This is a genomic window from Bradyrhizobium sp. 45, from assembly GCF_023073155.1.
Taxonomy (GTDB): domain Bacteria; phylum Pseudomonadota; class Alphaproteobacteria; order Rhizobiales; family Xanthobacteraceae; genus Bradyrhizobium; species Bradyrhizobium canariense_D.
The window spans coordinates 1-13,376 of the sequence record NZ_JADPIX010000128.1; the positions used below are offsets into that span (position 1 = coordinate 1).

Here is a 13,376-nt window from a genome sequence, read left to right on the forward strand (position 1 = left end):
GCTGCTGCCGATCCTTTACCTGAAGGGTATCTCGACCGGCGACTTCTCTGAGGCGCTGGCTGCGCTGCTCGGCAAGGATGCTGCCGGGTTGTCGGCATCGATCCAGTCGAATTGTCGGTTTCGCTCGGCTGAGGCTTGACCTTTGCCGCAGCTGTCCGTTTGCCTGCGCTCCTTGCTCCACCGCCTGCCCAAACATGAATGCCAGCGGATCTGGGCATTACATAAAGTCACCATCCTCTTCGGAATCTGCTGCAACCTCCGTATCACTATCGACCTTGGAGAGATAAAGCTGAGATTTAGTTGCGCGCTGCCATTCACCGAGGCTGTTTTTTGTCCACTGGGCGGACTGAGTGGGGTCAAGTACCATGTCGTCCTCGTCCACTTCAACGAAGCCCATTGTCTCTGCGCGGGCCTTCGCTTCTGCATTAGCAGGACGCCAGTTCACCAATGGTCGTTCGCCGTCTTGCCGAAGCTGATGTTCGAGCAGAATATCGCCGGCGTTCGCGACAAGCGGATGAGCAACCTGAAAATCAACAATTGAGGTGACTTCACTGCGTCCAGGGAACTGTTTTCGCCACTTATCGCTTTCGAACTCAGTCATGTTGAATCCGGCCTCCGTTCTTTGGAGGCCAACGCTCACATTTCCTAATTGGTAGCTGTAATATCGGGCGTCTTCTGAATCTCTTCTGATACCGTATTCCTTAGCGACCTCTGCTGTGCGCTTAGCTCTTGCGGATACAAATTCCGAGTACTCGTGTGGATTGTTGGCGATGCGGTTGATTGCGTCGCCATGAAAGGTCCTCACTTCTGTCCTGAAGGTAGCTCTGTCGATCTCGACCACAGGAGGTTTTCGAACGAGGGAATAACTCGGTTGCGAAGGTGAGCTGCCAGCGGACTCCTGCAATCGCGTTCTAGCGAACGCATCCGCGAAGCCCTGGCTTTCGGCACCCGCTTCCTCAGCGTTTGCTGCCCGATGATATCTTTCTTCGGCCGGAATATCGGGCCAATTGTTAACTCGACCGTACATGACGACTGCACCTGGATCATACGTCTTGCATTGCTTCAGGTCGTTAGACCTTACCCGATTGATAGACAGCTTAGCTGTCCGTAAGCTGACGCCAGCGCATAAAGGGAAAATCCGACCCCTTTGGGCAGCTCGACCGCGTATCGTCGAGGCGTTGCGCGATGCAGGCTTCCACGTTATCCACCCAGCACGAGGCGAGGAGGTGCTGGACTGGTGCAAGCGGCACGTCGCAAGGGGAACATGATGCGGGGCACTCGGACCCGCCGAGGCGTCGAGCTCGCCGCGAGGAAAGCGACTTCCACCGCCGCCCGAGCGTCTCGTGCGCTGGATGGCTTGCTCGACCTGGTGGCACTCCCAGTCCGAGGCAGCGAACTGCACGCAGTGTCGACTGGATGGTGGGCGCGTGGCGCGCAACGCGATCGCGAGAGTGACTCCGGATGACGTCGCCTACTACGTGGCACTGCCGTTCGACGAGCGCCTGAACGGCGGTTGGCGTAGGAAGGGGCGCGCCGTGCTCGAACTCATGGAAGCTCCGCCTTCCGAAGCCGAGTCGAGAAGACAGGCAGCCGGAGCTGAGCCATCGACTACCACGCCCGCGGCTCGTCTTCCGGTCTCGAGCCAGCTCTGCTGGATCAGTGGCGGACGACGGTCTGGCCGCCGGCGAAGTGGTAGATTACCTGAGCGCAAACGCAGCTCTTGTGCTCGCCGAAGCGCTCTCGCGGAAGCCGCGCACTGCTCGTGGCGATCGCCTTCGCGGCCAAGATGGCTGGGACGATTTGGGCCATGGCCACCCGGAAGGTGGATTATCGGAACCCAGCGCAGGCAGTGACGGCATCATGACGAATGCAGCACGAAATAGCCTGACGTTGGTGAAGGGTGTGAGAAGGGGACGACCCTAATGGGCGGAACGATCGAACAGATCTGGATCAGGAAAACCAGTTAGAGCTGAAGAGCCGAGGTGCTCGGAGATGAGAATTGGACTTGATCCGCGGATCACCGTACCGGCCAGCGGCTTCTGAGGACGCCGTAAAGGAAGGCCTGACAGAAGAGCGCATCGTCCACACGCCGAACGGGTCAGAAACTTCTTGCATCACGGGCGGCAACGACAGAAGGCTCTACACGAAGTACCGTCAGCCCGCCAGTGGCCGCCGCCAAGGCGTCGTTTAGTCCGTCAACCGCGTATCGGACCCAGAACAACCCCGCCTACCATCGCAGAAGAAGGGTGGCGCGGCCGGCGCCGGCCGGACCGGTTGGCCGATGTGTTTTGAGTCAGAAGTGGTGCCGATGCTCGAGGCAGCCCGATATCACCGATGCGCAGTGGCTGCAGCGGCTCCATTCGTTTGGGCTGTCGCGAGCCAGCTTTCGGCCCAAAGGACAGATTGCGGAGCTGCGAGCCTACGTGCGCCAGCGCGAGCGTCTGATTGGGTACGCGGCCTCCCACATCAAGCATATGCACAAGGCCTTGACGGAGATAATCTTCAACTCCACCAGATCTCGCCGACATCACCGGCGCCACCCGCTGCGCCTCATCCGCGCGATCCTGAGGCGCTGGCGTGCTTGCGCCCATTACAGTTGCCACGCTAGCGCGGAGACGATCGTGAACGCGCTCACCGGAAGCTATCGCGCCGAGCGTCTGTTTGCGCTCGAGCAGGCACTTGCGCTTTAGGACGCCTACCACGAGAAAGCATCTGTCTGCGACGCCCCGGATCGAAGCCGTGTTGAAGGCGCGTCGGAATCGAACCGATCAGGCGAACGCTCTAGCTTACGAACGTCCGCGTGGCGCTGTTCCGTTGCTCGGAAAGGACATCACCACGCTCGACGGCCTCGGTCCTTACCTCTCGCTGAAGCTGATCGCTGAATGGGGCGACGACCTCTCCTCGTGGCGAAGTGCAAAGCATTTTACCTCCTGGCTGGGACTGGCGCCGAACGACAAGGTCTCCGGCGGCAGAATGCTCTCGTCCCGAACGCGCGGATCCGGCGGTAGGGCGGCGGCAATTCTGCGCCTTGCTGCCGTAACCGTGGGCCGTACAGACACCGCGCTCGGCGGCTTTTACAGGCGACTTTCATCGCGCGTGGGGTGCGCCTCGAGTGCAGCGCGCGTTCTTCCGCCGCTTGCCGAGCGGCGGCTTCGCCCTGATGACGTGGCACATACCGACTTTCTCGAGGCCGTACTGTCGAGCGGCGCAGAAGTTGCAAGCGTCCGTCCCTGAAAAGGTAGATACGAATCGCACCTTACCCGCAACTGGCCTTTCAGGCCACCTTCTGAGACGACGGCGGCGTAGCGACCTAACTCGGAACGCCTGCGGCCTGCATGGGCTCAGTAAGGCGTGCCTTCAGGTCGTCCAAATGGTCCTCGGCATAGGACTGCACTTTCGAGATCGCCGTATCGAGGCCGAACTGCACGGTCTGTTCGAGCATCTCCTTTGCGAGGCCCTCGCGCAGCGCGAATTTGACCTCGGGCCCAGCAACAAAGCTAATGGCCTGCCCCGCAAGATTAAGGCCAACCTCTTTCAGAGCCTGTTTCATATCACCTCCGCTAATGCCCGTATGCAGAAGGCTCAATGCTTGCGACTCGAGCTCGAGCACCATCGATATGCCATCGGCCAACTCGCCCAGTCCCGGAATGACGCCGAGCAGGCCTACTGCCGTGGCCTCCCAGTCGAGCACCTTCGAGCCCACCTTGGCTACGTCATCGACCGCATGCATGAGGACCCCGCCATTCTTCTTCGGAGACGCGACATCGGGTTGGTCGGATACCCCCATCAACATGTCTGTGACTGCATTTTGTTCAGCGGCGGTCTTGGGGACATGGGTCTTGATCTGCTGAACGGTATGGTTCGCAGGTGACATGTTGCTATAGAAGTGCCTGAAGTCGTTGTTGCTGATATTACCGGAGTCGACCGTATGCCCGCCGCCTAAATCGAAGAACTCCTGATGGGTCTTGTAGCCCGTAATCGAATTGTTTAGCAAACGGAACAAGATCGGGTCCGAGAGCAGTTGCGATGCCGCTTCTCGTATCTTCGGGTCGAGAGTCTTGTCCTCGACCATACTCGCCAACTTGTGTCGTGTCAGGTCACCGTCCCCGAAGAAGGCGTTCTGATTCTTGTTGATCGTGTCGAGCGTGTTCAGCTCGCTTTGCGTGGAATTCATCGACGAGGAGGCGACTTGCAAGAAGTCTTCCTTGTGGATTTTATCAGTCGCACCACCGCACAACTGCTCCCAGGCGTCCGGGTGCTCGAGGAAGTGTTGAGCCGCCGCGATCAGCTGAGGCGGACACTTACCAGTGTCGGCTTTGCCGTCGACGATCCGCTTGAAATCGTCCAGGCTCAAATTCTTGGGCAGGTAGTCAGAATACTTGTAAAGCTCGCGCAATGCATCATTCAACGTCATGACCGATGCTTGTCCATTCGAGGTGCCGTCGGATGGAATATAGTTCTGCTCGTAGCTTTGCGCTTGCTGCTCCTGGAATGTAGCAACCTGCGAATGGCTGGCGGAAAACTCTGACAGATCCTTGGCCTTGATCTTGCCGCCGCAGCGGCCGTCCCCTTGGGAGCCAATCGCATAGAAGAGCTCTGGATCGCGTCGCAATCCTTCGATCGCCTCCTTCAGATCCGGGGGCGTCGACGGATCGCTGGCCTTGGCTGCCAGCGAGTCCCAGCTGAGTGGGCATTGGTCCTTATGCCGGTTCAGCACTGCCACGATCTGCAACTCGGCATTGGTGAGCGTGCCGCCGTTCCACGTGATCCTAGAGCTTGGCACCGGAGTGCTCGGTACGTCAGGCGATGGAGCAGCCGTCGACGATGCGTCTGCACCAGGGGTGTCGACCGAGGAGGAATCGACCGAGGAAGAAAAAACCGGATCCTTCATCACCGCCTCGATCGCCGCCTTCGAGTGCGCTGACAACTGGTCCAGCGAATCCTGCGGGATCTGTCGTTCTGATTGCAGCAGATCCGGTGGCGTGGAGGGAACGTCGGATTTCTCTTCCCGCGAGCAGATGGACACGATCGCCTCGAACATCGAAGGTTCGCCTTCCCGAATCTGGCCGGGGGTCTGCGCGGATGATTCCAAGGCCGACGAAGCCCCCGGGACAAGCCCGAACAGAGCTGGATCTGCACTGGCGGGCAGCGAAACGCTGTTGAGCTGCATTAGGTTCATTTCCATTCCATTGCGGTAAATACTTGGCATCGACATCGTAAGATCGAGGCTTTCACGTTAAGGGGGCGAGCTTTCGAGAAGCTGACGACTTTTAGACGGAGCAGGACGAGCCAGTGTCGGTCGTCTTAACATCCCGGAGAGGCGTCATCGTGCTCATGAAACTCATCTCCGGCTCAGAGCATGTGCAGGCACGACGCTGCTCTGACGCTTTCGCAAAGCAGGTGCCTGCGGTCGTCAGTCCCGAGTGACGATCGCTGTGGGGCCACGAAACAACATCACCACCGATTCCCGCGGTAGCATTTTTAACTGCGCACGGTTTTGCCTCCGACTTGCCATCACACCATTGCTGATCGAGCGATGTGATGAGGTGCGTTGGGCCGGCGCCGCGATCTGGCGCTCGTCGGCATTATGTAGAGATTGAAAGTGGGGCCGAGAAATTCGCGCGGTGGCAGTCGCGGCATGTACCTGCGAATGCGCGCTCTCAGCTGGGTTCACTTGACGATAGTGAGGTTGTTCTCATTCTCGTCAGCTTCTCGACAGCTAATCCCAGTAGCGTGAGCAATGTGAATCGCTCGGTGGTGATACCACCGTTTTGGCGGAACTGAAGTGAGAGGCACCAGATGGCCGGGGCAATCGAAGGCGTGATCCATACCAATTCTGACAGTGGCAGCTCGCAGTCGGTAGCTGATCGTCAGAAGTTCGAATCGGCTTTCGGTTCGGTTCTTGCCAACGTCGCGATGCAGGCGATGGAGCGAAACATGTCAAATCTTCGCGAAGCTATAGCTGAAACAGAAGAGGATACCTGACGCCGGTTCTTCGACGTCAGTGGAGTGTTGCCATTGATGGCAGCAAAAAAATGGAAGGTGAAGCGATATGACCAAAACAAGCTCTACTAGCCCTTCTACTGGTGGTGTCCACGACTCCCATGATAGCAAGAATGCTAGCAAGACTGATAACAAGACTGATACCAAGTCCGCGGGTCCCGGCGTCGGTAACTCGGCGACCGATAACGTTGGTGGGACGGGTACTTTCGAGAAACTGATCGACGAATTGAAGGCGGTTAACCAGCAGGCCATGGTGCAGGACATAAAGTTGCGTGCACTGACGACCGAGCTCTCGAGTGAGAGGAAGGCGGCCAGCGAGCGCGTCAACGGATAACGGTGAAAGGCGGGGCGAATCTCGCCCCGCCGTTCCCGTCGTCGGGGTGATGTGAGTGGTGCGGCCTAGGAATGAGTCGTGCGACCAATCGCCCTGCCGTGCTCCTCATAGTTCGGAGAATTGTCCGTGAATGAGGCCGCCTCCTTACATTTCGAGGTACTGTCGGGACCTTATGCTGGGCTAAGCGGGAAGGCGGCTGTCGGAACGAGTCTTATCGGTAGCGGCCTCGACGCGGATATGGTTTTCGTCGAACAAGGGCTTGAGCCGCATCACCTACGTATCACCCTCGTTGGCAATTCAATCGAGCTTGAGGCTCTTGCGACCGTAAGCACCCCAGAGGGCGAAGGGGATATCGCCGCAGGTGAGCGTGTTGTTCTTTTTCTTCCCGCCGTCATTCGTGCGGGCGCCATGTCTATTCGCTGGTCGATGCAGAATGCGATTGAGGCTCGGTCGATCAGCCTCTCGCGCGTTTGGATCTCAGCTCTCGCCCTCGTGCTCCTCAGCTTTCTTGGCGTAGGCAGTCTCTCGACGATTTTCTTCAAAGCCAGCGGAAGTGCACCGACCGGCATTGCTCCGCCTGCCGCAGAGCTTGTACCCAAGCTGGGTATGAACCGGCCTGACGATCGGCGAGCTCAGGCTGCGGCCGAAGTGCTGAAACAGGAAATTGATAAGGCGGGCCTGCTCGATATCAGGGTTGGTTCGGGGCCGGGTTTTGTTAGCGCTGAGGGAAAAGTCACGCCTGCAACCGTTGCGAAATGGCAGGAGCTCCAGCAATGGTTCGATGGTCGTACATACGGTGCGGTGACACTGGTGAACGGAGTGATCGTCAAGGAGGAAAAGCAGCCATCCTCAATCGCGATCGAAGCTGTTTCGCGCGGACCCCAGCCCTATCTCCTTGTCGGTGGGCAGAAGTATTTCGTCGGCGCTCTCTTGGCCGACGGATGGGCGGTCACTCGAATCGAGGATGGGCGTGTGCTGCTAAGCCGCAATGGCCGCGTTGTTGCCGTTCCGTATTAGGGTTTCCGGGCCCGAAGGAAGGATAAGGAGATCGTCATGTCAAAGGTGTCCCGCTACGATGTCGGGCCTGGCACTGCTTCGCAGAGACTCAGCGAGCACCATCATCAACCAGTGATAGGGCCGACAATCCAACCCAATAAAGGTGAGGCGGACGGTGCTCGTGCAAACGGCGAGAAGGAGCTGGCGTCGATCTGGGGCGAGCTGAACACGCGCTATATGCCGCTGGATCTAGCGATCGAAGCCGCATCGGAGGCCAAAGGTATTGATGCAGTCGGGCGTGTCAGTCTCAACGAGATGCGCACTCGCATTTATGAGCTCGAGCAACGCGCTGGGATGGCATCGCTCTACGGGCGCGATATCGCGCACGATCTACTCTCCTTCGTCACGCCAAGCCTTCGTCATCCGGACATGCTGCGGGCGGAGCGGTATAGCATTGTTCTGGAAGGTCTCGTCCATAAGCTGGCGGCCGCGCCTGCGGATCCGATAGCTGGGGGCGGTATCGTCGTCCTACGGCAGGGACTGCACTGGCTAGCGCTGCTCCGCCGGAATCGGAATAGCTTGATCGAAGCCTAACAATGTTCAACTCCGATGGAGCGCAACGGACGACCAACGTTTCCAAATCCGATAACGACTCACTGAGTTCCGGGCAGGAGCGCGATTTGCTCTGTACACTTTCGTATCTTCACCTTGCATGTGGGCAGAGCGCAGAATGCGTGGCTCTCTTACGACTCATCGTCGGCAAGGACTCGCGAGATGTCGATCTATTACGGATTCTCGCCTATGCCCTCATCTTGGAAGGTCTCGGAGGTGAGGCGTTGCAGGTCATAGATAGGCTGAACACACTTGATGACGAACCCTCGGCGCGTATCTCTCTGATGCTGTTGCGTAGCCACGCCCTGCGGCGGGCCGGCCTCATAGACGAGGCGCTCGCCGCTTTCCAACGCTATGTCTCGTTGCGTGACGGCACTGGCCTGATCAATCAACGATCGGAAGGTCCCCATGACCAGCGTCCTGCGTAAGATCATTGCGCGCGCGTCGGCCAGCTCCGATTTGATGGTCGCGTTGATGCTGCTTCTGACGGTCGGCATGATGATCATGCCGATCCCGATAGTGGCGATCGATACGCTCGTCGGCTTCAATCTGGGCTTCGCCATATTGCTGCTGATGGTCGCTCTCTATATTAGCACTCCACTTGATTTCTCGTCCTTGCCAGGCGTCATTCTGATTTCCACGGTATTCCGTCTGGCGCTCACCGTATCAACGACGCGGCTGATCTTGGCTGAGGGGGATGCGGGCAGCATCATTCGCACGTTCGGTGATTTCGTCATATCGGGGAATATCGTCGTTGGTATTGTCATATTTTTAGTCGTGACCATGGTGCAGTTCATCGTCGTGGCCAAGGGGGCTGAACGCGTGGCGGAGGTGGCGGCGCGGTTCACGCTCGATGCTCTGCCAGGCAAGCAGATGGGAATCGATGCGGAATTGCGCAATGGCCATATCGATCAGAACGAAGCCCGCAGCCGGCGCGCTACATTGGAGAAAGAAAGCCAGCTTTACGGGGCTATGGATGGCGCCATGAAATTCGTAAAGGGCGACGCCATCGCAGGATTGGTAGTTATCTGCGTCAACATGCTGGGCGGGATCACCATCGGCCTGCTCTCCAAGGGCATGTCTTTCCAGGCGGCGCTGCATCAATATACCCTGCTGACCATAGGTGATGCGTTAATCTCACAAATTCCCTCGCTGCTGCTCTCGATTACAGCTGCGACAATCATCACTCGTGTAAATGGGGTCGTAAGGCTCAATCTTGGGACCGACATCGTTAACCAGCTCACAGCAAACTCGCACGCATTGCGGCTGTCTGCCTGCGTCCTCGTTGTAATGGGGGCTATTCCGGGTTTTCCGCTCCCTGTCTTTCTCGTCTTGGCTGCAGTCTTTGCGGCAGCGAGCTTTGCCGACGGTGGGACCCAAAGCGGCAAGAAAAGCGCTGATGTCTCTCGCCCGGCTCCCACAGAGTCTAACAAGGAAATCGTGCCTGCGGAGGCGCTTCCCATCGCGTTGTTCCTTGCGTCAAGTCTGACACGGGCGATCGACAAAGAAGAATTGCAACAGCACATTGCACGCGTTTCGGGACTGATCTCGTCTGATCTCGGCATCACAATTCCGCGCATCCCCATCGAGGTCGACGAGCGCTTGCCAGACCTGCAGTACAGGGTGGATGTCGAGGGCGTGCCCGTCGAGCAGGAGTTAATTGATCCAACCCAGCTCGCACTCCACGACGATCCGGCCAACATTGAATTGAGTGGCATCCCGTTTCGGCATGACCGGGAGACGGATCAAATCTGGATTGAACAGAGCAATGCACCGGCTCTCAAAGCAGCCGGCATCGGGCACCACCGTCCCATTGAAATCCTGGCCTTGCGCGTCCATTCGGCGTTGACCCGCTATGCACAGTGCTTGGTGGGTATCCAGGAGACGCGCCAGTTGCTGGGCCGCATGGAGACGGAATATTCCGATCTGGTCAAGGAGGTGTTGCGTACGACGCCGATCCCTAAAGTAGCCGACGTCTTGCGGCGCCTCCTGGAGGAGGGTATTCCGATCCGGAACACACGGCTGGTTCTGGAGGCATTGGCCGAATGGAGCGGACGTGAACAAAACGTCGTCTTGCTCACGGAACATGTTCGCTCCGGTCTGAGACGGCAAATCTGCCACCGGTATGCCAACGCACACCGCGTCGTGCCGGTCTTTGTCATCGAACGTCAAACCGAGGATATCGTGCGCAGCGCGGTTCGAGAGACTGCCAAAGGACCCTACTTGGTTTTGAGCGACGGGCAAAGCGAGGCGCTGCTCTCAAAAATGCGTCACATCCATTCGAACGTAGTTCGGGCGCAGATCAAGCCGGTTATCCTTGCTTCGATGGATATTCGACGCTTTGTCCGCGGCTTTCTCACCCGTAATGGGATCGATCTTGCTGTTCTATCCTATCAGGACCTTGCCTCGGACTTCACAATCCAGCCTGTTGGATCCATTACACTCGCAGCTGCAAAGGACGACGACGCCCCGTCCGAGGAACTCAGCAACACGCTCCTTGCGCCCGATTCACAGGCGCAGCAGTCAATTTAAGAAGGACCGCATGAATTCACCTCGTAAGGCAGCGCGGTGGCGCTTGGGTTCATTTTGTCTGCTTTCGTGCTCGGCTTTCTTCGCCACTCTGGGGCTCTGCAGTTGCGCTAGCTGGGATAGACCAGCTCTTCAAATGCAAGAGCGGCCGGCGCCAAAGTTGCTCGGCGCCAAAGATATCGATCCAGCTATGCGCGAACGCATTGAGTGCGCGATCGGCCGGACTCCTGACCAGGAGCTTTGCGCGACGCGTTGAAGCAAAAAAGCTCGGAAGATCAACGCAGCGGATCGGTCTTGCGTGTCGATGCGAAAGCGCCTCGCATTGATTGCTCGTCAACGTCTGCCTGGACCTGCGACCTATATGCGCTCAAGACTAAATGCGTTAACTTGAGAACGTGGGACGCTTCGTGAGCCACAACCGCAATACAAGCAATCGCGTCAGCGCAGCGTATTCCGATTGCGCGGACCAAATCACGTTGTCCGCAACGATCGGTGCACGATATCGCGCAATGCAAGCACCCGCCCGCTGCGCTGGCGCTGCCGCCCTACACAAGTGACCCGGGCATACCTAATAGTAGCGGACGTATTGGTTCTGCTGTCTCTTGCTCGAGGTCTCGCCGGCCGGCTATCACGCCTGGCGCGAGCGTCCGGACAGAGCACGCACGACGACCAATGCTGCGCTCTCGACTGATATCTCATCAGGACAGCGGCGCTCGGGGACGGCAACCCACGGGTCTATGCCGCGCTGCGGGCACAAGGACCTGGCGCCAGCCATGGCCGGATCGAATGCCTAATGCATCGGCAAGGCATCGGCGCCATGATGGCCCGGCCGCACCGCGTTGCCGACAGCCGTCATGGCCTGCCGATCGCGCCAAACCTCATCGATCGCAACTTTAGGGCCGCAGCAGCGAACCGGATCTGGCTCGCCGACATCACTTACGTTTCGACTGCAGATGGCTGTTGTACCTGGTGGCGATCATGGACCTCTGTCAACGGGCAGCGAACTTTCCGTGAGAATGTCCAGATTTCCCTGGGTGACGGCGATTGTGCTTCGGGGATCAGCCGCTAAGTCATTGGTCCTTCCAGGCGGGCGGCCGCGGCGCTTGGGCTGCGGCGGGTTGGCGAGCGGACGTTTCCGGGACGAGAGCGGCGTGCTGGCGGAGCCGATAGCTCGATCCCTCGATGTGATAACAATTGCGTGGGGAAGCAGTCCATCAAGCACTGCTGTGGCCAGTTTGAATTGAGGATCATCGCGCCCTTGTCATAGCGGGCGTCTTCCAACTGGAAGAACAGATTGCCGCCGCCAGGCGCGACCGGGAGGTAACCGATTTCGTCGACGACAAGGAGGGAGGCGCGGGCGAGGAACCGCAGGTGCTCGCGCACGGTGGTCGTCACGATGTCCGCGATCGTGGCGAACGCGACGCTCTTTCCCGCCTTCACGGCCTCGACCGCGAGTGCCGGCGTGAGATCGCTCTTGCCGGTGTCGCAAGCAGATGAATTTCAATTGGGCAAGCGCCAGAATGCGATTGCGATCGAGCTGGAATGCGAAGTCGAAGCCAGCGAGCCTTTTTGACCGTGGTCAGGCGAGACATTCTCAGCGCGGTGCTGACACCGCGACTGTCGCGCACGGTCAGCTCCTCGATAAGCGTTTCGAGCGCCTCAATCCAGGTGACCTCACCCTCTTTCAATCCGCCGCAGCGTGGTGTCCAGCATTCTGAGCGCACCTGGCATGTTGAGTGCGATTAGGCCTTTCTTGACGCTGTCGATCGCTGCCGGCTGCGCGTGGATGGTTATGGCCGGCCTTCCGATTGGGGGAGGCGCTTGCGACACCTCGGTAACGCCCAGCGACCGCCTTGGCGTGTGATCGCCGGCCCGATCGACGAGGGCTTCGGATACGCCTGGTCGCGACCTAGACCGGTTGACCGCCTGTCGATGCTCGGGCGCGACGCGAGTTCGCCGGCGGCCTTCTCTAGAACGGGATGGACGGCAACGATTGCGCTTGATCGAGAATGGGATTACATCGGGCAATTGCTGCACCTCGACACTGCGCCGCGTATGGTCGGGTATGCTGTAATAGTTCCCACTGATCCACACGAGCCCGTCGTGGCTGACACGGGTGGCGTTCGGCATTGGACTGGACCCCCGATCGGCATCCAAAAGGGGCTCTGACTCATGTGTGGAACGGCCCGGGCTGCAAGATCGTTCTCTGGTCGAACAAGGGATGACGGTGCGGTCATATATTCGACCTGTAAACGCGGCGCCCGGCCGCTGGCCACGATGATATCCGCGGAAGCAATCGGCCAATCAATTTCTCGCGCTCGAAGCGCAGTAAGCCAGGCGGTCTGATTGCGACCGGGAATGTCGTCATTCGGGGTTCATCCAGATTTGCACCTTGCCTCCTCGGCAGCTTTCTTCTTCCGCCGGAGACTTCTTAAGATTAGGTTTCAGCATTGCACGCGACGCATGATAGATGCCGCCTCTGACCAGCAAGGCCCATATGGTGCGCGCAAGCTGTTGGCGAACTCCACCGCTATGAGCTTGACGGCCCGTCTTTGCAGCATGGTCCGAATCCAGAGCGGGGCTTTCGAGCCTCGCTTGCCAAGCTTGATGATTGAGGTCGCACCAACGATCAAGTGCGTCCGTAGTTGCCGATTTTCAGGCTTTGATACTGCCCCGAGCCTTTCTTTCCCGCCGCTCGACTGTGCCCTCGGTGTTAACCCGTCCAAGCCGCAAAATGCGGTGCAGTCGCAAAACCGGGGCCATTCAAGACTGCTGTCCGAACGCCAGCGCCGCTACCAGTGCCGAGCTATCGCCCAAAGTTGGTGACGGCGGGAATCGGAAAGGCGGCATATCGTGGGGGTGCTTGACGCCTCCACTTCTCCACCGAAGGAGCGATATGCCG

General features: G+C 58.7%; 11 protein-coding genes. 7 read left to right on the top strand and 4 right to left on the bottom strand.

What is annotated here, in order from left to right; translation table 11 throughout:
- Positions 1–217 precede the first annotated feature (217 nt).
- Positions 218–841, bottom strand: a complete 624-nt coding sequence (locus IVB42_RS28650; protein ID WP_018458384.1) for a hypothetical protein — start codon at positions 839–841, stop codon at positions 218–220.
- Between the two features lie 1,973 nt (positions 842–2,814).
- On the opposite strand from IVB42_RS28650, the gene IVB42_RS28655 reads away from it, so the two are divergent.
- Positions 2,815–3,234: a transposase gene (locus IVB42_RS28655; protein ID WP_026233566.1), complete on the top strand. Its 420-nt coding sequence runs from the start codon at positions 2,815–2,817 to the stop codon at positions 3,232–3,234.
- Positions 3,235–3,310: 76 nt separating this feature from the next.
- Here IVB42_RS28655 and IVB42_RS28660 read toward each other — a convergent pair whose 3' ends face one another.
- Positions 3,311–5,170, bottom strand: coding sequence for an HrpF/NolX family T3SS translocon protein (locus IVB42_RS28660; RefSeq protein WP_275996078.1), 1,860 nt, complete (start codon positions 5,168–5,170; stop codon positions 3,311–3,313).
- Positions 5,171–5,799: 629 nt separating this feature from the next.
- Between IVB42_RS28660 and IVB42_RS28665 the strand changes: the two genes are divergently transcribed.
- The 6 genes from IVB42_RS28665 (at position 5,800) to sctV (ending at position 10,477) form a co-directional block, all read left to right on the top strand.
- Positions 5,800–5,985, top strand: a complete 186-nt coding sequence (locus IVB42_RS28665; RefSeq protein WP_247363765.1) for a hypothetical protein — start codon at positions 5,800–5,802, stop codon at positions 5,983–5,985.
- Between the two features lie 67 nt (positions 5,986–6,052).
- Positions 6,053–6,337 (top strand): hypothetical protein, encoded by a 285-nt coding sequence (locus IVB42_RS28670; RefSeq protein WP_018458380.1) that lies wholly within the window; start codon positions 6,053–6,055, stop codon positions 6,335–6,337.
- A 126-nt stretch (positions 6,338–6,463) separates the two neighbouring features.
- Positions 6,464–7,354 carry a hypothetical protein gene (locus tag IVB42_RS28675; RefSeq protein ID WP_018458379.1) on the top strand — a complete coding sequence of 297 codons (891 nt, stop codon included), beginning with the start codon at positions 6,464–6,466 and terminating at the stop codon, positions 7,352–7,354.
- A 36-nt stretch (positions 7,355–7,390) separates the two neighbouring features.
- On the top strand, positions 7,391–7,927 hold the full coding sequence (locus IVB42_RS28680; protein ID WP_018458378.1) for a hypothetical protein: 537 nt from the start codon (positions 7,391–7,393) through the stop codon (positions 7,925–7,927).
- 2 nt (positions 7,928–7,929) lie between these two features.
- On the top strand, positions 7,930–8,373 hold the full coding sequence (locus IVB42_RS28685; protein WP_018458377.1) for a hypothetical protein: 444 nt from the start codon (positions 7,930–7,932) through the stop codon (positions 8,371–8,373).
- Positions 8,354–10,477: a type III secretion system export apparatus subunit SctV gene (gene sctV, locus IVB42_RS28690; RefSeq protein ID WP_247344790.1), complete on the top strand. Its 2,124-nt coding sequence runs from the start codon at positions 8,354–8,356 to the stop codon at positions 10,475–10,477. The genes IVB42_RS28685 and sctV overlap by 20 nt, the downstream gene beginning before the upstream one ends.
- A gap of 1,062 nt (positions 10,478–11,539) precedes the next feature.
- Here sctV and IVB42_RS42345 read toward each other — a convergent pair.
- Together IVB42_RS42345 and IVB42_RS28700 are read right to left on the bottom strand one after the other, a co-directional pair.
- Complete coding sequence (locus IVB42_RS42345) at positions 11,540–11,914, bottom strand: ATP-binding protein (protein ID WP_345947066.1); 375 nt, start codon at positions 11,912–11,914, stop codon at positions 11,540–11,542.
- Between the two features lie 1,004 nt (positions 11,915–12,918).
- Entirely contained in the window at positions 12,919–13,200 is a 282-nt protein-coding gene (locus IVB42_RS28700; RefSeq protein ID WP_247359464.1) for a transposase, read from the bottom strand.
- Positions 13,201–13,376 lie beyond the last annotated feature (176 nt).

Coding starts and splice junctions, on each gene's coding strand:
- IVB42_RS28680 (WP_018458378.1), top strand. CDS start 7,391: ATGTCAAAGGTGTCCCGCTACGATGTCGGGCCTGGCACTGCTTCGCAG.
- IVB42_RS28670 (WP_018458380.1), top strand. CDS start 6,053: ATGACCAAAACAAGCTCTACTAGCCCTTCTACTGGTGGTGTCCACGAC.
- sctV (WP_247344790.1), top strand. CDS start 8,354: ATGACCAGCGTCCTGCGTAAGATCATTGCGCGCGCGTCGGCCAGCTCC.
- IVB42_RS28665 (WP_247363765.1), top strand. CDS start 5,800: ATGGCCGGGGCAATCGAAGGCGTGATCCATACCAATTCTGACAGTGGC.
- IVB42_RS28685 (WP_018458377.1), top strand. CDS start 7,930: ATGTTCAACTCCGATGGAGCGCAACGGACGACCAACGTTTCCAAATCC.
- IVB42_RS28660 (WP_275996078.1), bottom strand. CDS start 5,170: ATGCAGCTCAACAGCGTTTCGCTGCCCGCCAGTGCAGATCCAGCTCTG.